Origin of the sequence: Moritella sp. PE36 (genome assembly GCF_000170855.1) — a bacterium.
Classification (GTDB): Bacteria; Pseudomonadota; Gammaproteobacteria; order Enterobacterales; family Moritellaceae; genus Moritella.
This window is the reverse complement of the sequence record NZ_ABCQ01000015.1, coordinates 15604-34083: the sequence shown is the minus strand read 5'-3', so window position 1 is coordinate 34083 and position 18480 is coordinate 15604. Positions and strand designations below refer to the sequence as shown.

The 18480-nt window shown below is 41.9% G+C and carries 19 protein-coding genes; 15 read left to right on the top strand and 4 right to left on the bottom strand.

Annotation, left to right across the window (positions count from 1 at the left end):
* Position 1 precedes the first annotated feature (1 nt).
* From urtE to PE36_RS10700, 10 genes are all read left to right on the top strand, one after another.
* Complete coding sequence (gene urtE, locus PE36_RS10745; protein WP_006032047.1) at positions 2-697, top strand: urea ABC transporter ATP-binding subunit UrtE; 696 nt, start codon at positions 2-4, stop codon at positions 695-697.
* A 95-nt stretch (positions 698-792) separates the two neighbouring features.
* A complete protein-coding gene (ureA, locus tag PE36_RS10740) occupies positions 793-1095 on the top strand; it encodes an urease subunit gamma (protein ID WP_006032046.1) in 303 nt (100 codons plus the stop codon).
* Between the two features lie 38 nt (positions 1096-1133).
* On the top strand, positions 1134-1505 hold the full coding sequence (locus PE36_RS10735; RefSeq protein ID WP_198138601.1) for an urease subunit beta: 372 nt from the start codon (positions 1134-1136) through the stop codon (positions 1503-1505).
* The gene (gene ureC, locus PE36_RS10730) at positions 1506-3209 is read left to right on the top strand and encodes an urease subunit alpha (protein ID WP_006032044.1); all 1704 of its coding nucleotides are present in this window, start codon (positions 1506-1508) and stop codon (positions 3207-3209) included. It begins immediately after the preceding gene.
* Between the two features lie 64 nt (positions 3210-3273).
* Positions 3274-3921: a HupE/UreJ family protein gene (locus tag PE36_RS10725; RefSeq protein WP_006032043.1), complete on the top strand. Its 648-nt coding sequence runs from the start codon at positions 3274-3276 to the stop codon at positions 3919-3921.
* Positions 3922-3925: 4 nt separating this feature from the next.
* The gene (locus PE36_RS10720; RefSeq protein ID WP_043994428.1) at positions 3926-4795 is read left to right on the top strand and encodes an urease accessory protein UreD; all 870 of its coding nucleotides are present in this window, start codon (positions 3926-3928) and stop codon (positions 4793-4795) included.
* 22 nt (positions 4796-4817) lie between these two features.
* Complete coding sequence (gene ureE / locus PE36_RS10715) at positions 4818-5315, top strand: urease accessory protein UreE (RefSeq protein ID WP_006032041.1); 498 nt, start codon at positions 4818-4820, stop codon at positions 5313-5315.
* A 13-nt stretch (positions 5316-5328) separates the two neighbouring features.
* Complete coding sequence (locus PE36_RS10710; RefSeq protein ID WP_006032040.1) at positions 5329-6006, top strand: urease accessory protein UreF; 678 nt, start codon at positions 5329-5331, stop codon at positions 6004-6006.
* Positions 6007-6015: 9 nt separating this feature from the next.
* Entirely contained in the window at positions 6016-6636 is a 621-nt protein-coding gene (gene ureG / locus PE36_RS10705; protein ID WP_006032039.1) for an urease accessory protein UreG, read from the top strand.
* Between the two features lie 193 nt (positions 6637-6829).
* Positions 6830-7120, top strand: coding sequence for a PilZ domain-containing protein (locus PE36_RS10700; RefSeq protein ID WP_043994427.1), 291 nt, complete (start codon positions 6830-6832; stop codon positions 7118-7120).
* Positions 7121-7283: 163 nt separating this feature from the next.
* On the opposite strand, the gene leuB is transcribed toward PE36_RS10700, so the two are convergent.
* A complete protein-coding gene (gene leuB / locus PE36_RS10695; RefSeq protein ID WP_006032037.1) occupies positions 7284-8381 on the bottom strand; it encodes a 3-isopropylmalate dehydrogenase in 1098 nt (365 codons plus the stop codon).
* A 20-nt stretch (positions 8382-8401) separates the two neighbouring features.
* On the bottom strand, positions 8402-9967 hold the full coding sequence (gene leuA / locus PE36_RS10690) for a 2-isopropylmalate synthase (RefSeq protein ID WP_006032036.1): 1566 nt from the start codon (positions 9965-9967) through the stop codon (positions 8402-8404).
* A 237-nt stretch (positions 9968-10204) separates the two neighbouring features.
* Between leuA and PE36_RS10685 the strand changes: the two genes are divergently transcribed.
* The 5 genes from PE36_RS10685 (at position 10205) to ilvN (ending at position 16832) form a co-directional block, all read left to right on the top strand.
* A complete protein-coding gene (locus PE36_RS10685; RefSeq protein WP_006032035.1) occupies positions 10205-10354 on the top strand; it encodes a hypothetical protein in 150 nt (49 codons plus the stop codon).
* A gap of 221 nt (positions 10355-10575) precedes the next feature.
* On the top strand, positions 10576-12384 hold the full coding sequence (locus tag PE36_RS10680) for a long-chain fatty acid--CoA ligase (RefSeq protein ID WP_006032034.1): 1809 nt from the start codon (positions 10576-10578) through the stop codon (positions 12382-12384).
* A gap of 223 nt (positions 12385-12607) precedes the next feature.
* Entirely contained in the window at positions 12608-14254 is a 1647-nt protein-coding gene (locus PE36_RS10675) for a bifunctional diguanylate cyclase/phosphodiesterase (RefSeq protein WP_006032033.1), read from the top strand.
* 359 nt (positions 14255-14613) lie between these two features.
* On the top strand, positions 14614-16341 hold the full coding sequence (locus PE36_RS10670; RefSeq protein ID WP_006032032.1) for an acetolactate synthase 3 large subunit: 1728 nt from the start codon (positions 14614-14616) through the stop codon (positions 16339-16341).
* Positions 16338-16832 carry an acetolactate synthase small subunit gene (gene ilvN, locus PE36_RS10665; protein WP_006032031.1) on the top strand — a complete coding sequence of 165 codons (495 nt, stop codon included), beginning with the start codon at positions 16338-16340 and terminating at the stop codon, positions 16830-16832. Before PE36_RS10670 ends, ilvN begins: the two co-directional genes overlap by 4 nt.
* Positions 16833-16916: 84 nt before the next feature.
* Here ilvN and PE36_RS10660 read toward each other — a convergent pair whose 3' ends face one another.
* Both PE36_RS10660 and PE36_RS10655 read right to left on the bottom strand, forming a co-directional pair.
* Positions 16917-17267 carry a DUF3802 family protein gene (locus tag PE36_RS10660; RefSeq protein ID WP_006032030.1) on the bottom strand — a complete coding sequence of 117 codons (351 nt, stop codon included), beginning with the start codon at positions 17265-17267 and terminating at the stop codon, positions 16917-16919.
* A 241-nt stretch (positions 17268-17508) separates the two neighbouring features.
* Positions 17509-18282, bottom strand: a complete 774-nt coding sequence (locus tag PE36_RS10655) for an enoyl-CoA hydratase (protein ID WP_006032029.1) — start codon at positions 18280-18282, stop codon at positions 17509-17511.
* Positions 18283-18480 lie beyond the last annotated feature (198 nt).

The window sequence follows — 18480 nt, the reverse complement described above, 5'->3', positions numbered from 1 at the left end:
CATGTTATCGATTAAAGGTGTTAATCAGTTTTATGGTGAAAGCCATACCTTGTGGGACCTGGATATGTACATCCCAAAGGGTAAATGTACGGTGTTAATGGGTCGTAATGGGGTGGGTAAAACAACCTTACTGCAATGTGTGATGGGGTTATTACCGGTTAAAAGTGGTGAGATCTTATTACAAGGTAAAGATATGGCGCCATTGAGAGCGGAAAGTCGTGCCCGTCATGGGGTGGGCTACGTACCACAAGGACGACAAATATTCTCATCGCTCACCGTGGAGGAAAATTTACAGATAGGGTTACCCATTCGCGCCAAGGGTGACCGTAAGATCCCAGAATTCATTTATCAGCTGTTTCCGGTGTTAAAAGAAATGTTGCATCGTCGCGGTGGCGATTTATCTGGTGGTCAGCAGCAACAATTAGCCATAGGTCGCGCGTTGGTGATTAACCCGCAATTGCTGATCCTCGATGAACCGACAGAGGGGATCCAACCTAACATAGTGCAAGAAATTGGCGACATTATTCGCAAACTAAATCAAGAGCTTGGCTTAACGGTGTTATTGGTCGAACAGAAATTACCTTTTGCCAGAAAGGTGGGTGATAACTTTTGTTTACTCGACCGAGGCCGTGTCGTCGCGAAGGGGGAGATGGCGATGTTAACCGATGATTTAATTCAAGAATATCTAACCGTGTAAAGTATGTGTTAAATAGTTAACAACTATGTCACAGTAGTGTAAACAATCTAAAAATACAAAAAAGCATTGGTAATCTAATACTAACGGAGACATAAATGGAATTAACGCCGAGAGAGAAAGATAAATTATTGTTGTTTACGGCGGCTTTAGTGGCTGAGCGTCGATTGGCGCGTGGTGTTAAGTTGAATTATCCAGAATCTATTGCCCTTATTAGCGCTGCGATTATGGAAGGCGCACGTGATGGCCGTACCGTGGCGGAATTAATGACATTTGGCAGGACAGTGTTAACAGCGGAACAAGTGATGGAAGGTGTGCCTGAGATGATCTCTGATGTGCAAGTCGAAGCTATGTTTCCTGATGGTACCAAGCTTGTCACCGTTCACGAACCAATCATATAGGGACTGTTATGGTGAATAAAACACAGACCGGAACAGGTATGATCCCAGGCGAAATGAGAGTCGCTAGTGGTCACATAACCCTAAATCCTGATATGCCTACTGTATCTATTTCGGTGGCGAACGTTGGCGATCGCCCTATTCAGATTGGTTCGCATTACCATTTTTATGAAGCCAATGATGCGCTGACTTTTGATCGTGACGTGACGTTAGGTTTTCGACTTAATATTGCCGCGGGTACTGCGATCCGTTTTGAACCCGGACAAAGCCGTACTGTTGAATTAGTTGCTTTTGGTGGCAATCGCATGATTTACGGTTTTCAGGGCAAGGTCATGGGCAGCGTTAATGATCTTAAAAGTAAGAATGAGCCGCAAAGTAAGGATGGTTCGACGAACAAGGATGAGGGTAAATAGATGGCAAAGCTTTCAAGACAAGCCTACGCTGAAATGTTTGGGCCAACGACAGGCGATAGACTGCGATTAGCGGATACAGAACTGTGGTTAGAAGTTGAGCATGACTATACCCGCTATGGTGATGAAGTTAAGTTTGGCGGTGGCAAGGTTATTCGTGATGGCCAAGGTCAAAGTCAGCTCACCTCGAAATACACCCCTGATTTAGTGATCACCAATGCGGTTATTCTCGATCATTGGGGCATTGTTAAGGCGGATATCGGCGTTAAAAATGGCCGTATTATCGGCATAGGCAAAGCCGGTAATCCAGACGTACAGTCTGGCGTTGATATTATTATTGGTCCTGGTACCGAGATCATCGCCGCAGAAGGGTCGATTATTACTGCTGGTGGCGTTGATTCACATATTCATTTTATTTGCCCACAACAAATTGATGAAGCGCTAACCTCGGGTATAACCACTATGATCGGTGGCGGAACTGGGCCTGCGACGGGCACCAATGCCACAACGTGTACGCCAGGGCCATGGAATATTCACCGCATGTTGGAGTCACTTGATCACTTCCCAATGAATTTTGGTTTGTTAGGGAAAGGTAATGCCAGTGTGCCAGCGCCTTTGCATGAACAAATTGCAGCGGGGGCTATAGGCCTAAAACTGCATGAAGACTGGGGCACGACACCGGCGTCTATTGATAACTGTCTAACGGTTGCAGATGAAACAGATGTGCAAGTGGCGATCCATACCGATACTTTAAATGAGTCTGGCTTTGTCGAATCCACTTTAGATGCTATTGGCGATCGTGTTATTCATACTTACCATACCGAAGGTGCTGGTGGCGGTCATGCGCCAGATATTATTCGTGCTTGTGGTGAATCCAACATCTTACCGTCATCGACCAATCCTACCCGCCCTTATACGGTGAACACAATTGACGAACATTTAGATATGTTGATGGTATGTCATCATTTATCACCGTCTATTGCCGAAGATGTGGCCTTTGCAGAGTCGCGTATTCGTCGTGAAACGATTGCAGCAGAAGACATTTTGCATGATCTGGGCGCATTTTCGATGATCGCCTCAGATTCACAAGCAATGGGACGCGTGGGTGAAGTGATCTCACGTACTTGGCAAACCGCCCATAAGATGAAAGTTCAGCGTGGCAGCCTGCCGCAAGATCCCCCACATCATGACAATTTCCGCATCAAGCGTTATGTGGCTAAGTACACCATTAACCCTGCCATCACGCATGGTATTAGTCATGAGGTCGGTTCTGTTGAAGTGGGTAAATTGGCCGATTTGGTGTTGTGGAAACCGGCATTTTTTGGTGTTAAGCCCAGTTTAATTATCAAAGGTGGCATGATCGCATCTGCGCCGATGGGCGATCCGAATGGATCTATTCCAACGCCACAGCCAGTTCACTATCGTCCTATGTTTGGTAGTTTTGGTCGCGCGTCGCAGAATACCTCTATGTTGTTTGTTTCTCAGCAAGCGAAAAAAGATGGTATTCCCGAGCAGTTACAGCTTAATAGTCTGATTGGCGTTGTTAAAGATTGCCGCCAGTTACGAAAATCAGACATGGTATTAAACGATTGGTTACCGACCATTGAAGTGGACTCCCAAACCTACCAAGTACGTGCCAATGGCGAGTTGTTAGTGTGCGAGCCTGCTAGTATTCTCCCTATGGCGCAGCGTTATTTTCTATTTTAGTGCGTCGGTATCGTCAGTCTTTCCACATATAAATTTTGTTGTAAATTATTTTAAGGAAAAAATAATGTTTAAATCTATATTTTTAAAACAAGTAGTCTCAGAACAAATAGTACCAAAACAGATAGTCTCCAAAAAAGTCATTTCTTTAGCTGCACGAGCAACGGCTATAGCAACCGTGGTATTTTCTGGTTCTGCACTGGCGCATACCGGCACTGAAAACTTCATGGCGAGCACATTTGCCAATGGGTTATTGCATCCATTAACGGGATTGGATCATTTGATCATGCTATTAGGTGTAGGCTTTTTAGCGGCGCAAATGAAAGGTAAACAAGTGAGTATTATTGTTGGCGCGTTAGTCACTATGTTAATCGGTACTGGTTTTGGTGCATTAACTGGGTTGATCACCGGCATGGAAAGCTTAATTCTAGCATCGGTATTTATTGTTGCGGTTGCAGTTTGGAAACAAAGCCAGCAAGTCGAAACAAAGGTTAATTTATTATCCAGTGCGGCAGTGGTCATGGTGTTGTTTCATGGTTGGGCGCACGGTGTTGAAGCACCCGCTGCGCAGTTAGTACAGTTTGTTCCGGGGATGTTAATCAGTGCCGCAGCGTTATTAACGCTTGGTGCTGTGATTGGCCGTCAAGTCAGTGCGAAATGGCTAAGTCCATCGCTGGGTTTAAGCGGAGTATTAGTTGCCTTCCTCGGCGCTTAAACCGATGAGTATTCCATCGACTATGCGTTTTTCTCGCCCTGAGGGTGATCAGGGCTGGCGCGCTGAGATCCGGCTGAAATATGGTGTGAAAGGCGGTAAAACCCGTCTGCTTGAACGTCAGCAAGTTGGTCCTTTGGCCGTGCAGAAAACCTTTTTCCCAGAAGGCGAAACTTGCCATACCTATCTATTGCATCCGCCCGGAGGCGTTGTTGGTGGTGATCAACTCCGCTTTGATATTCATGTCGATTCAGCCGCGCATGCGTTATTAACCACGCCTGGTGCGACCAAATTCTATCGAAGTAACGGCGATACAGCGTGGCAGTCTCAGGAATTAGCTGTCGCTGACGGTGCTTTTTTAGAATGGCTGCCGATGGAAAATATCTTTTTCCCCGGTGCTGAAGTTAAGCTTATTACCGAGGTGAAACTAGCAGGTAATGCCCGTTTTATCGGTTGGGAAATGCAGTGCTTTGGTCGTCCGGTATTGGATGAAGAATTTACCCATGGGCAGATTTTAGGTCAGACACATATCTTCCGAGACGGTAAATTACTGTTGGCTGAAAGTTTGCGATTACAGAATAAAACCCAGCTGGAATACGCAGCCGTGTTACACGGTTATCCAATGACGGGCAGTTTGTATATTAGCCCGGTGGATGATGCGTTGGTGAGCCGAATTAATCAAATTATCGATGAACAGCAAGCACGTTTCGGCGATCGGGTGTTGCTTGGTGCCAGTGAGTTAGAGGGGTTATTAGTCGTTAGGGCGCTGGGGCAACATACCGAGCCGATGATGGCGAGTTTTGTTCAGGTCTGGTCTGCGGTGAGGGAAGCTTGGCTTGGTTGTACGCCTGATGCGCCACGGATCTGGTCTACATAATTTTTATAATAAAGGAATATTGATGATCAAATTAACGCAAATATTAACCGTAGCAGCCAATAATGTTGATGCTTATGTGTGTTTGACCATGTTACAGCGCACCAAGAGCCGTCTTAAAGTACAACTTGAAGATGGTCGTGATGCGGGGTTGTTTTTACCACGTGGCAAGCTATTAGAGCATGGCACGCAATTAACCACTGACGATGATTTTGTTGTCGAAGTCATTGCCGCGAAAGAACGGGTATCAACGGCCCGCTGTGATGACCCAACCTTATTTGCACGCGGGTGTTATCACTTGGGTAATCGACATGTGCCATTACAAGTTGAAGCGGGCTGGTGTCGCTTCCTACATGATCATGTATTAGATGACATGCTGATCGGTTTAGGCTTAGAGGTAACGGTTGAAGATGCGTCATTCCAACCTGAACCGGGTGCTTATGGTGGCACCACAGGTGGTCATTCACATGGTAGTGAAGAAGCGTATGTGCACCCGCATGAACATGAGTCCTTGCCCCAATGAATAGGTAATCAGTATGGATAATATGTTAGCTGAATTAAAGCTATATCAGTTGATTAGTCCTTCGCTCCCAGTGGGTGGGTTTACTTACTCACAAGGGCTTGAGTGGGCCATTGAGAAAGGTTGGGTGACGAATGTTGCTACGTTAGAAAATTGGTTATCTGGGCAAATGTTTGAAAGTTTAGCCAGTCTCGAGTTGCCGATTATTATTCGTTTACAGACCTGTTTAGCCAACAAGGATCATCTGCAGGCGCAGCGCTGGTGTGATTATTTAGCGGCGAGCAGAGAAACCAAAGAGATGCGTTTAGAAGAGCGTCAGCGTGGTTTAGCTTTTGTGCGTCTATTGCCAAGGTTAGGCATATCATTGGACGATAGTGAACTGGCTAAGATGGTTGAAACGACACAACTGGCCGCGTTTGCATTGGCTGTTAATCAGTGGGCAATTCCATTAGAAAAAATGCTGGGTGGTTATCTCTGGAGCTGGTTAGAGAATACTCTCGTTGTTGGCATTAAATTAGTGCCATTGGGGCAAAGTGATGGCCAGCAATTATTAATGAAGTTAGCAGGGTCGATACCTGCCGCTGTGCAACAAGCATTAGCAACCGACGATCAAAACATTGGCAGCTTTACCCCCGCTCAGGTGATGGCGAGCTGCCGACATGAACATCAATATACGCGATTGTTTCGCTCATAAGGATTTGCAATGACAGAATTTAAACAACCATTACGCATTGGCGTCGGTGGCCCAGTAGGCTCAGGAAAAACAGCATTATTAGAAGTATTATGTAAAAGCATCCGTGATACCTATAATATCGCGGTTGTCACCAATGATATTTATACTCAAGAAGACGCCAAGATCTTAACCCGTGCCGGCGCACTAGATGCCGACCGTATTATCGGGGTGGAAACGGGCGGTTGCCCACATACCGCTATTCGTGAAGACGCATCAATGAATCTAGCGGCGGTTGAGGAATTAGCTAAATTGCACAAAACTCTCGATATAGTATTCATCGAAAGTGGCGGTGATAATTTAAGTGCGACTTTTAGTCCTGAATTAGCCGATTTAACTATTTACGTGATTGATGTTGCCGAAGGTGAAAAGATCCCCCGTAAAGGCGGACCAGGCATCACGCGTTCTGATCTGTTAATCATTAACAAAATTGATTTAGCCCCTTATGTTGGCGCCTCGCTGGAGGTCATGGAGCAAGATACTAAGCGTATGCGTGGTGATAAACCGTATGTGTTCACTAATATGAAAAAGCACATCGGCTTGCAGCAGATCATCGATTTTATTGTGGATAAAGGCATGTTGGATTGCGAGTAGATAGTGGCTAAATGACTAGTGAAATAGTTGTTGAGGTCGCATTATTCACCTTACTCTATCCCGAGTGAATAAATGATGACTATACTCAAAAAAGAAACGGATCATTTAGATATTTGAATGATTTATACTTTTTCAGCATTTATAAATTAACTAATCAACATTTATAAATTAGAGTCATAAGAGGGATATTGATGTGCTAAAAGCTAATTTGGAACGACGTAGTTATCACCGAATGTTAATCGATTCACCGGTGCAGGTGACGGATGAAGAGCGTAATATTACTGCTATCTGTCGTGATTTAAGCGCGAGTGGCATGTCGTTAGATATATCTGAAAATTATTTTTCTTTAAACGATAGCGTGAGTATTTTTCTACCAACTGGCGATACCCGCGTCCCACCGTTACAAGCCGAAGCAAAGATAACTCGTATTGATAATTGTGGTGATAATTATCAAATAGGGGTCGAATTTACCAGTTTGACTTAGTCTTGGTGATTTATCTTCGAGCCATCAATTCAACGAGATGTAATTACGAGCCAATAAAAAGGCCGATAGTGTATTTTCACTATCGGCCTTGTTGTTATAACCGGTTACTTTAATCGAAGACATGTATAGAAAAGTATAAACGGCATGGTTAATGTGGTGCTAATTAAGCGCCAACTTTAGCGGCAATTAAATCACCCATTTGTGCTGTGTTTTGCACTGGTTTCGCATTCGCAGCACTGTGTAGATCGCCAGTCGCATAACCTTCTTCTAATACAAATGAAACTGCTTGTTCAATCGCTTGTGCAGCTTCTTCTTGTTTTAGTGAATAACGTAACATCATTGCAGCAGATAAGATCTGAGCAATTGGATTGGCAATACCTTTACCTGCGATATCGGGTGCTGAACCACCTGCTGGTTCGTACAAACCAAAGTCAGAATCGTTCATACTTGCTGATGGCAACATGCCCATAGAGCCAGTGATCATTGCACATTCATCAGAAATGATATCGCCGAATAAGTTGCCACAAAGCAGCACATCAAATTGCGATGGATCTTTGATTAACTGCATTGCTGCGTTGTCGACATAGATATGTTCTAGTTCAACTTCTGGGTATTCTTGGGCAATTTCAATGACCACTTTACGCCATAATACAGAGGTCGCGAGTACGTTAGCTTTATCAACCGACGTTACTTTTTTACCGCGTAGTTTTGCCGCTTCAAAGGCAATACGAGCAATACGTTCAACTTCAGCACGGCTATAAAGCATGGTATCAAAACCAGTTTCGTCAGCGCCTTCGCCTTTATTACCTTTTGGTAAGCCGAAGTAGATGCCGCCAGTTAATTCACGCACGACAACAACGTCAAAACCATTGCTTGAGATGTCTTCACGCAGAGGTGAAAATTTTTCTAAACCAGCATAAATTTTAGCTGGACGTAGATTACAAAATAGTTTGAAATGCCCACGTAATGGTAATAATGCGCCTCGTTCAGGCTGTTCTTGTGGCGGTAGTCCTTCCCATTTTGGGCCACCGACAGAGCCAAATAAGATCGCATCTGAATTTTCACACGCCGTTAGTGTGCTTGTTGGTAATGGTGTACCGTGGTTATCGATCGCAATACCACCAACATCATTGAAGTCATAGGTAAATTCTAAATTAAATTTACTTTGTACAGCAGCAAGTACTTTAATTGCTTCCGCCATTACTTCTGGACCGATACCATCACCTGGTAATACAGCAATATTGTGTTTTGTTACAGTCATCCTTAGCCGCCTTTTCTATATTATTGATTTTGTTTTTTAAGTTTCTGTTGTTCTACCGCGTTGGCGCGATGGATATTATTCATTACGTGGATATAAGCCAGCGCCGACGATTCGATGATATCGGTTGCTAAGCCGATACCGTGGAACTTACGGCCTTCATACGTTGCGACAATATCGACTTGACCCAGTGCGTCTTTACCTTCACCTTTTGCAGTGATGTGATAATCGGCAATATCGATATCGAAGCCAGAAATACGGCTTAAACATTTATAAACCGCATCAACTGGACCATTACCTATCGCCGCTTCAGTATCTGTACGAGATTCACCCGTTGTTTCTAATTGTGAAATTAAGCTAATTGTTGCGGTTGCTTTCACGCCAGAACCGGACTGAACACTGAGATAATCTAATTTAAAATGTGCTTCATCTTCGTGCAAATTATTAAAGAAGATTAATGCTTCAAGGTCATAATCGAATACTTGACCTTTTTTATCTGCAAGTTGTAAGAAGCTTTCATACAGCTCTTCAAGATTATAATCATTGTCGGTATAACCCAGCTCTGCCATACGATGTTTGATCACATGACGACCAGAACGTGAGGTCAGATTTAACTTGTTTTGCGTTAGACCAATACTTTCTGGGGTAATAATTTCGTAAGTATTTTTTGCTTTCAGTACGCCATCCTGATGAATACCTGAGGAATGTGAAAATGCGTTAGCACCCACAATCGCTTTATTAGCCTGTACTGGCATGTTGCAGAGTTGACTGACTAGCTGGCTGGTTCGGTAAATTTCTTGTGCGTTAATATTGGTGGTTTTACCTAATAAATCTTGGCGTGTGTGCAAGATCATGGCTATTTCTTCTAATGAACAGTTACCTGCGCGTTCACCAATACCATTGATGGTACATTCGATTTGACGAGCACCTTGCTGTATGGCAGCAATGGAGTTCGCAACCGATAAGCCAAGGTCATCATGACAATGTACCGAGATCACGGCTTTATCAATATTTGGCACGCGATTGAATAAGTCGGTGATGATGCCGCCGAATTGCGATGGCACGGTATAACCAACGGTATCTGGAATGTTAATCGTTGTTGCACCGGCTTTAATGGCTTCTTCAACCATACGACATAGATTATCGATTGGGGTACGGCCGGCATCTTCACAAGAAAACTCAACGTCATCAGTATAGCGACGTGCATGTTTAATGGCGTGGCGACCCATATTGAGGACATCGTCAAAGCTACGTTTTAGTTTACTTTTAACATGAATATCAGAGGTTGAAATAAAGGTATGAATACGGAAGTCTTTAGCAACTGAAAGCGCTTGGGCAGCAGCATCAATATCTTTTTCAAGCGCGCGAGAAAGGGCGCAAACACGACTATTTTTAATATTACGTGCAATCGTCTGCACGGATTCAAAATCACCAGGTGATGAAATTGGAAAACCAACTTCCATTACATCAACACCTAAGCGCTCAAGTGCAAAGGCGATTTGTAATTTTTCTTTTACGGTTAAGCTTGCAGATAATGCTTGCTCTCCATCCCTCAAGGTCGTATCAAAAATAATAACCTGGTCTGACATTATGAATCCTTCAATAGCCGTTATATAGATGCGTTTTAGCCATCTATATGTATAAATTAATTTTATGCCTTAATCATTACAGGCTTGGTTGTTTTTTGTCAATTGATTTATCCCCAGCTACTGGCAGAGACATAACATAAGGCAAGCCTGGTAATATTACTTTTATTGCATAGAGAAATTAGACCTTTCTTTGATCTATGCCACACTTAAATTAGGTTTTTTATCGTGGAGTGAGATATGTTATTTAAAAATGAACAAGGCGAGGTGGCTGAGCTTGCAGATGACCTAACACTGAAAGAATTAACCGAGATGGGGATTGATATATCTTTAGTTGAAAGAGCCTGTGATGAACCATTAGACAGTTGGTCGCATTTAGCCAGTCACTAGCGACACTTAACTTATTATCGAGAGTAATGACTAAATAAGTTATAATTTGTGGCGAAAACCCCCAATTTATAACTGAAATGACGCTATTGTTGGATTGTTGAGTGTTAAATAGGTTATAAAATCTTCATTTATTTTACAAATGAAATTTTACAGGCTACCCTCTCTGGCTTACAAGTGTAAGCCGAGTTTTGTTTGCGCCCGAATTAACATGAGAACTAGACATGAGTCAGCATTTCGTAAATCAGATCCTTGCAAGGATTGAGCAGTATCAAGATAAAACAGCCTTGAAGAGTAAAACCAAAACTGGTTGGGATCGCGTTAGCTGGAAACAGATGGGTGAACGTATCGAAGGTCTGGCAAATAACTTACTTAATCGTGGACTTAAAGTTCAGGAGAGCGTGGGTATTTGGTCAAATAATCTACCAGAATGGACGATTGCCGATCTCGCTCTGCAGCAGTGTCGTGCCGTTTCGGTACCACTTTATCCAAGCAGTACTTCATCACAAGCTGAATATATAATTAATGATGCCAATATTACCTGCATGTTTATTGGTGATAAAGCGGAGTTAAAACTCGCCTTACCATTACTTGATAAATGTGAATCGCTGCAGTCCCTTATTGTGTTTTCTTCGACCGTTAATTTACCTGATGATCCTCGTGTTGTTGCTTATGCCGATATGCTAGCGTTCACACCTAATAGCCCATCATCGATAGCGCTCTCACAGCGTATTAAACAAGCTAGTTCAGATGATCTTATTACCTTAATTTATACCTCTGGCACCACCGGAGAACCGAAAGGCGTGATGCTTGATTATGCTAACATTCAAGCTGCATTAGCGGCGAATGAGTCCGAAACGCGTTTAGAAGAAAATGATGTTTCATTAGCATTCTTACCGTTAAGCCATGTGTTTGAACGTATTTGGACGTTTAATGCATTGTTATGGGGCGCCGAAAATACTTACCTGAAAGATCCTGCGCGCATTCAAAAAGCCTTAACAGATACCAAGCCTACTGTGATGTGTGCGGTGCCTCGTCTGTATGAAAAAATCCATACAACCATGATGAATAAAGTTGAGAATGCCCCGGCAGCACGTAAAAAATTATTTCATTGGGCTGTTCGCGTTGGTAAGAAACGCTTTGCAGCACAACAAGCGGGTACGTCTGTGTCGCCATTATTGCAACTGCAACATGCGATCGCTGATAAATTAGTATTTACTAAATTGCGCGCCGTATTTGGTGGCAATGTACGCTTCTTCCCTTGCTCGGGTGCGAAACTCGATGATGAAGTTAACTTATTTTTCCAAGCAATCGGTATCCACCTTAAATATGGCTACGGCATGACAGAAACTGTGGCGACAGTGAGCTGTTATTCGAAAGATTTTAAACTCGGATCGATTGGTTCGGTGTTACCGGGTATTGAAGTGAAACTGGGCGCTGAAAACGAGATCTTGATTAAAAGTCCGACTGTCATGCGCGGTTACTTCAACAAGCCAGAAGAAACGGCCAAAACCTTTGATGGTGAATGGCTTAAAACCGGCGATGCAGGGGCGATTGATGAAAATGGCTACTTGTATATTACCGACCGTTTGAAAGATTTAATGAAAACAGAATGTGGTAAATATATTGCCCCACAATTAATTGAAGGTACGTTAGGTCGTGATCGTTTCATTGAACAAGTCGCCGTATTTGCCGATGCCAGAAAATATGCCTCAGCCTTGATTGTGCCTGCACAAGAAGCAATTGAAGAGCATGCTAAAACACTGAATCTAAAATACGAATCCTATGTTGACTTACTTAAGCATACTAAGATAGTTGAATTACTTGATGAGCGTGTTAAAGAGATGCAGAAAGAGCTGGCTAAATTTGAGCAAGTGAAGAAATTTAAGCTCGTGGCATCACCGTTTACCAATGAAAAAGGTGAGCTAACACCAACGCTTAAGTTAAAACGTAAAGTGATTCAACAGCGCTATAGTAGCTTGATCGAAAGTATGTATAGCACTGTTAAAAAAGGAAAAAATATAAAGTCTTAAGTTTTCCCTCTAGCATACTCATCCCGTTGTGCACTGTTAAGGTGGCTTACAACGGGATTATTATTGCTAGATCACATTTATGACTGAGTAAACCTTTACTGCCCTAGCACTTTCTTCTATTTATTACTAAGCCTAGTAAAATATTCACACCATTGTTATTGATCTGCACTAATCTTAATTGAATATGAATTAAGTAGATTGGTAACAACGGATAGTGCTAATTATGGACAAGTTCAATACCGGGAATACTTCACATCAATGGCGCAAAATTGTTCTTACCTTAATTGCGGTTGGTAGCTCGCTAGCACTGTTTTCTTGCGTCTATCTTTTCGCGTTTTCGAGTGATGCAATCTGGTTCTTTTTATTAGCATTTCGCCATACGATCATCTTAACGCCTACTTCCGTCATCATTACTATTCTGGTCAGCATTATTGGTGTTATTTGTATTTATAAAACAAGTAACTACAGGAAGAATCTGCGAAAAGCTAATTTGGAGTTATCCCGCTTGCAAGGGCGACTTGTCGAACTGGATTTATCGGTATATTTAGATAATTGCACTGGACTTGCCAATCGATTTAAATTTCTAGAAATGCTCGATAGCAAAATGGCAGAAGGGCAAGGTAATACCGCGTTATGTATTTTGGATCTCGACGATTTTAAAGATATCAATGATACTTTAGGTCATAATGTCGGCGATCAAGTAATCGCTATTATCGCGCAACGCATTAAACTGTCGTTAGGTTACCCACTGCAACCTAACATGTATAAAACAGATATCTTTCGTATTGGTGGCGATGAATTTGCGATATTAATAATGGATTTTTCAGATGCTGAAGATATCGCGCCTATCTTGAACCAATTGCTTAAAAATATCCGTCGTAAAATTGAATTGTCTGGTGAGAGTATCGTCATCGGTGTCAGCATCGGTGTCAGTATTAGTCCTGAGCACGGTACGTGCAGTGACTCATTATTGAAAAAAGCGGATATGGCGATGTATAAAGTCAAAGAGTCAGGCAAGCATGGAGTGGCTTTTTTTAAACCTGAGTACATGCGAGAATTGGAATACCGAGTCCATCTTGAGCAAGAACTTAATCAGGCGATTATCAATGGTGAATTTGAAATTTATTATCAACCTATCATCGATATATCAACAGAAAAAGAGCTAGGCTTTGAAGCGTTAATTCGTTGGAATCATCCTGTTCGTGGTTTAGTACCCCCCGATGACTTTATTCCGGTGGCGGAACAAACGGGTCTTATCGTGCCTATAGGTCAATGGATCATAAAACAAGTTTGCAGTGATTTAGCGTTATTACAGATCAACAATCCTGAGTATTTCATTGCGATCAATATCGCCCCACAACAACTTGCTGATAATGCCTTTGTACATAATGTCAGAAGTATTTTAGCGAGTTACTCTTTATCCCCAGCCCAGATCCATTTTGAGATAACTGAAACCACCTTAATGAATGCAGATAGTGAGAACTTGCGAGTATTACGCGAATTAAATAATTTAGGTATCAAGTTATGGATTGATGATTTTGGCACTGGTTATTCTTCATTCAGCTATCTGCATAAATTTAAGTTCTATGGTATTAAGTTGGACCGTAGCTTTATTGAAGGTGTCGTTGACTCGGAGCGTAGTCAAAAAATAGTGAAGGGTATTTGTGCTATGGGCGATGCTTTAAAGTTAGAGTTGCTGGGTGAGGGCATTGAGCACCCAGGGCAAGCAGAATTCTTACTAAAACAAGGTTGTTATAAGGTACAGGGCTACTGGTACGCAAAACCCATGTCGTTATCAACGTTAAATATGTGGTTGGCGAATCGCAATGAAAATTCTGCGACTGAAATGATTGACCAGCCATCAGTATAGTTAATTATATCGTTATTCGAGAAATTGTTTATTTTAAAATAGCCGTGTGTTATTACATGGACAACTTACCGTGGAAGATATTTTTTTGATTTTAAATCAACGTGTTGTTGATCTGCACCTCTTTGTTCCCTTCATATTTCCGGTTGAAATATATCGTTCTAAGTGATGATGATGAATTTTTTTAATATTTAATTTCTCATATTGCTTTTAAAGATGATTTTATTTTGTTAATTTTAATAAATAAACCAATAAAAATAAAGTTAATCTAATTCAATGGGAAGTTTAAACTTGTAACTAATTTGTTACAATGTCGACAGTTGTCAAACTAGAATTAGGAAATGGGCCGGGAGGGCCTGCTTATGGAAATGTTGTCTGGTGCCGAAATGGTAATCCGCTCACTGGAAGATGAGGGTATTGAGCATATCTTCGGTTATCCTGGTGGCTCTGTTCTTGATATTTATGATGCGTTATTCGAATCAAGTCAAATTGAACATTTTTTAGTACGTCATGAGCAAGCTGCAGTACATGCTGCAGATGGTTATGCACGTTCAACAGGGAAAGTTGGTACCGTCCTAGTTACATCTGGACCAGGTGCGACAAACTGTATTACTGGTATTGCTACCGCGTATATGGATTCAATTCCGCTGGTTGTCTTATCGGGTCAGGTTCCTACGTCAATGATCGGTAACGATGCATTCCAAGAAACGGACATGATGGGTGTATCTCGTCCTGTTGTAAAACACAGTTTTTTATGTAAAACAGCTTCTGAGATCCCAGAAGCGATCAAAAAAGCGTATTATATCGCGTCAACAGGTCGTCCTGGACCTGTGGTAATCGATTTACCAAAAGATACGCAAAACCCGTTAGCTAAATTTCCGTACAAATACCCTGAAAGCGTATCTATGCGTTCATATAACCCTGTTACATCAGGTCATAAAGGACAAGTACGTAAGGCCGTTAAAGCGATTGCAACGGCTAAAAAACCAGTACTTTATGTTGGTGGTGGCGCGGTAATTGCGAATGCTGAAACACAAGTACTTAAATTTGCAGAACAGTTAAACCTACCGGTAACGAATACCTTGATGGGGCTGGGTATCTTCCCAGGTACGCATCCACAGAATGTCGGTATGTTAGGTATGCATGGTACGTTTGAAGCGAACAAAACCATGCATAACTCAGATCTTATCATTTGTTTAGGCGCACGTTTTGATGATCGTGTCACCAATGCCATTGATAAATTCTGTCCTGAAGCAAAAATAATTCATGTTGATATCGACCCAACATCAATCTCTAAAACCGTACACGCTGATATTCCTATTGTTGGTTCTATCGAAGTGGTTGTTGAGCAGATGCTTGAGATTATTGAAGAGTTGGATGTTACTGCGAATGAAGAAGAACGTGCAGCTTGGTGGAAACAAATCGATAGCTGGCGTACTAAAAAATGCCTTAGCTATGAAACCGGGTTGTCAATTAAACCGCAAGCGGTTATCGAAGGCTTATATAAACATACAGAGGGTAAAGCGATTATTACCTCTGATGTAGGCCAGCATCAAATGTTTGGTGCCTTGTACTACCCGTACGATAAACCACGCCAATGGATCAACTCCGGCGGTCTCGGTACCATGGGCTTTGGTTTTCCTGCTGCAATGGGCGCTAAAATTGCCAACCCAGAAAAGGTAGTATGTTGTATTTCTGGTGATGGTTCTATTCAAATGAACATCCAAGAACTATCAACCTGCCTACAGTATGGTATTGCGGTGAAGATTATTACCCTGAATAATGGTGCGCTAGGCATGGTTAAACAGTGGCAGAAAATGTTTTATGATGGCCGTCATTCTCACTCTTATATGGAGTCTATGCCTGATTTTGTTAAATTAGCGGAAGCTTATCATCACGTTGGTATTCAGGTGAGTAAACCTGAAGATCTTGATAAAGCCTTTGCTGAGTGCTTCTCGGAAGAAAATAAAAATCGTGTTGTATTCATGGATATTATTATTGATCCAGAAGAGCATGTATATCCGATGCAAATTAAATATGGCGCAATGGACGATATGTATTTAAGTAAGACGGAGAAAACCACCTCATGAGACGTATAATTTCAGTATTAACAGAAAATGAATCAGGTGCTTTGTCACGCATCGTTGGTTTGTTTTCACAACGTGGTTACAATATTGAGTCTTTGACTGTATCAACGACTGATGATGACACGCTTTCGCGTTTAACCTTGGTTACAAACGGTGATCGGGCTGTTGTCGAGCAGATCATGAAGCAATTGAATAAGCTGATTGATGTGTTAAAAGTGAGTGATCTTACCGAAGGTGCACATATTGAACGTGAGCTGTTATTAATTAAAGTAAAAGCAGCTGGTTTTGTTCGTGCAGAAGTGAAGCGTACATCGGATATTTTCCGTGGTCAAATTGTCGATATCACTGATTCTTTATATACCGTACAACTGACGGGTGATAGCGATAAGCTTGATAGCTTCATCAAAACAATAGCGTCACAGACAGAGATCGTCGAAGTAGTTCGAAGTGGTGTTTGTGGTATCGCACGTGGCGAACGTTGTCTAAAAGCATAATCTAGCGTTACCCTAAATACAAAAGCCAGCTCATGTTATGTGGGCTGGCTTTTTATTTAGCTTAATATTATATTAAGTTATTACTTACACTAATTTAGATATTTCACTATCAAACAGATTTTTCATTAAACCAACAAATTCTTCGATAAACGCCATTTGTTCATGACTCGGTGAGATATTCCAAATACTGGATAATACTTCTTCTAAATCACCCACTATGGCGTCTATTTCACGAATAATAACAAAGCGATGTTTTTCAGTAAGCTGTTGATGTTGATTACACACAGCCATAGTATTCGTCGCGATATGTTCGGAAAAGATATCACCAATGGTATCTGTAGTCGAAGTGCCTTGCTGGCTATGGTGTTCAAAAATAGCCAAGTTATCAGCTAAAAAATGAATTAGCTGAACGTAGCCATCACTGTTTGTTATCATAATTATCTACCGCTTCAAATATAAAATTACATGCTATCGCACAGTTTAGCACTCATCGGGCCTAGCTGCATTATGGCGCTATGTGCGTATAAACATGTATAAGGTTTGATTATGCGCTGACCACTTTGATAGGTAAAGTAGAACAGAAAACAAAGCGCTATTTCTGTTCTACTTTGTGGCCTATTTATAATTGTGTCTGAACCTTGTGAGTAGATTCAATATTTTTTAATATAAGATATGATTAATTAAATCGTGAGAAATCAGGTTTACGCTTTTGCATAAAGGCGCTTACTGCTTCTTTTGATTCTTCACTTTCGAGTGCTGCTGAGAAGTACTCAAGTTCAACGTCGATGACTTTTTCTATTTGGTTAATCAACTCAGCTTTCATCAGTTTTTTGGTATTACGTAACGATGCAGGCGCTTTCGCCGCTAGCTTTAGTGCACTTTTTTCAGCCATTGCAAATAATTCATCAGCGGGAAGTACTTTGTTAGCCAGACCGATTTCTAATGCGGTTTGCGCATCAAATTTATCTGCAAGCAACATCAATTCGGCGGCGCGTTGATGACCGGCAATACGCGGTAATATAAGACTAGCGGCATATTCTGGTACGGCGGCAAGGTCAGTAAATGGCAGGCGCAGTACGGTGTTATCGGCTAGGTACACGAGGTCACAATGCATGAGCATCGTGGTACCAATACCGATAGCTGGCCCCGCTACTGCGGCAATTACTGGTTTTGAGAAGTGTAATAATGCCAGCATATACTGCACCAGTGGCTGATCTTTAGAGAAGCCCATACCATTCATGAAATCAGCCATGTCATTACCAGCACTGAAACAACTTTCTGAACCGCGCAGTATCACCACACGTACAGCTGGGTTGTTATCAGCCTGACGAAAAGCCTCCGCTAGCTCGGTATAAAACGCACCGTTAAATGCATTGAGTTTATCTAATCGATTGAGGGTTAACGTTAATACGCCTTGTTCATTTAACTGTGTCAGTAAATAAGTTGCCATTTTATGATCCTGCTAATGGTTTTTTGGAATAACTATTTTGCCATGTAACTATGTCGAATTACACTATAAATGTTAAAGATAGGTGTTAACTTTGTTGGTAAGGTTTGTTTTATTTGTTGTGGATACTCGAGGTGGCGAGTTTGCATATAACGAAAAGGAATAAAAAATCATTATTTATTCTTTGTGGTTATCGTTAAC

What these genes read in the sequence shown, in the direction of transcription:
- urtE (WP_006032047.1), top strand. Translation starts at nt 2, where the DNA reads ATGTTATCGATTAAAGGTGTTAATCAGTTTTATGGTGAAAGCCATACC.
- ureA (WP_006032046.1), top strand. Translation starts at nt 793, where the DNA reads ATGGAATTAACGCCGAGAGAGAAAGATAAATTATTGTTGTTTACGGCG.
- PE36_RS10735 (WP_198138601.1), top strand. Translation starts at nt 1,134, where the DNA reads ATGATCCCAGGCGAAATGAGAGTCGCTAGTGGTCACATAACCCTAAAT.
- ureC (WP_006032044.1), top strand. Translation starts at nt 1,506, where the DNA reads ATGGCAAAGCTTTCAAGACAAGCCTACGCTGAAATGTTTGGGCCAACG.
- PE36_RS10725 (WP_006032043.1), top strand. Translation starts at nt 3,274, where the DNA reads ATGTTTAAATCTATATTTTTAAAACAAGTAGTCTCAGAACAAATAGTA.
- PE36_RS10720 (WP_043994428.1), top strand. Translation starts at nt 3,926, where the DNA reads ATGAGTATTCCATCGACTATGCGTTTTTCTCGCCCTGAGGGTGATCAG.
- ureE (WP_006032041.1), top strand. Translation starts at nt 4,818, where the DNA reads ATGATCAAATTAACGCAAATATTAACCGTAGCAGCCAATAATGTTGAT.
- PE36_RS10710 (WP_006032040.1), top strand. Translation starts at nt 5,329, where the DNA reads ATGGATAATATGTTAGCTGAATTAAAGCTATATCAGTTGATTAGTCCT.
- ureG (WP_006032039.1), top strand. Translation starts at nt 6,016, where the DNA reads ATGACAGAATTTAAACAACCATTACGCATTGGCGTCGGTGGCCCAGTA.
- leuB (WP_006032037.1), bottom strand. Translation starts at nt 8,381, where the DNA reads ATGACTGTAACAAAACACAATATTGCTGTATTACCAGGTGATGGTATC.
- leuA (WP_006032036.1), bottom strand. Translation starts at nt 9,967, where the DNA reads ATGTCAGACCAGGTTATTATTTTTGATACGACCTTGAGGGATGGAGAG.
- PE36_RS10685 (WP_006032035.1), top strand. Translation starts at nt 10,205, where the DNA reads ATGTTATTTAAAAATGAACAAGGCGAGGTGGCTGAGCTTGCAGATGAC.
- PE36_RS10680 (WP_006032034.1), top strand. Translation starts at nt 10,576, where the DNA reads ATGAGTCAGCATTTCGTAAATCAGATCCTTGCAAGGATTGAGCAGTAT.
- PE36_RS10675 (WP_006032033.1), top strand. Translation starts at nt 12,608, where the DNA reads ATGGACAAGTTCAATACCGGGAATACTTCACATCAATGGCGCAAAATT.
- PE36_RS10670 (WP_006032032.1), top strand. Translation starts at nt 14,614, where the DNA reads ATGGAAATGTTGTCTGGTGCCGAAATGGTAATCCGCTCACTGGAAGAT.
- ilvN (WP_006032031.1), top strand. Translation starts at nt 16,338, where the DNA reads ATGAGACGTATAATTTCAGTATTAACAGAAAATGAATCAGGTGCTTTG.
- PE36_RS10660 (WP_006032030.1), bottom strand. Translation starts at nt 17,267, where the DNA reads ATGATAACAAACAGTGATGGCTACGTTCAGCTAATTCATTTTTTAGCT.
- PE36_RS10655 (WP_006032029.1), bottom strand. Translation starts at nt 18,282, where the DNA reads ATGGCAACTTATTTACTGACACAGTTAAATGAACAAGGCGTATTAACG.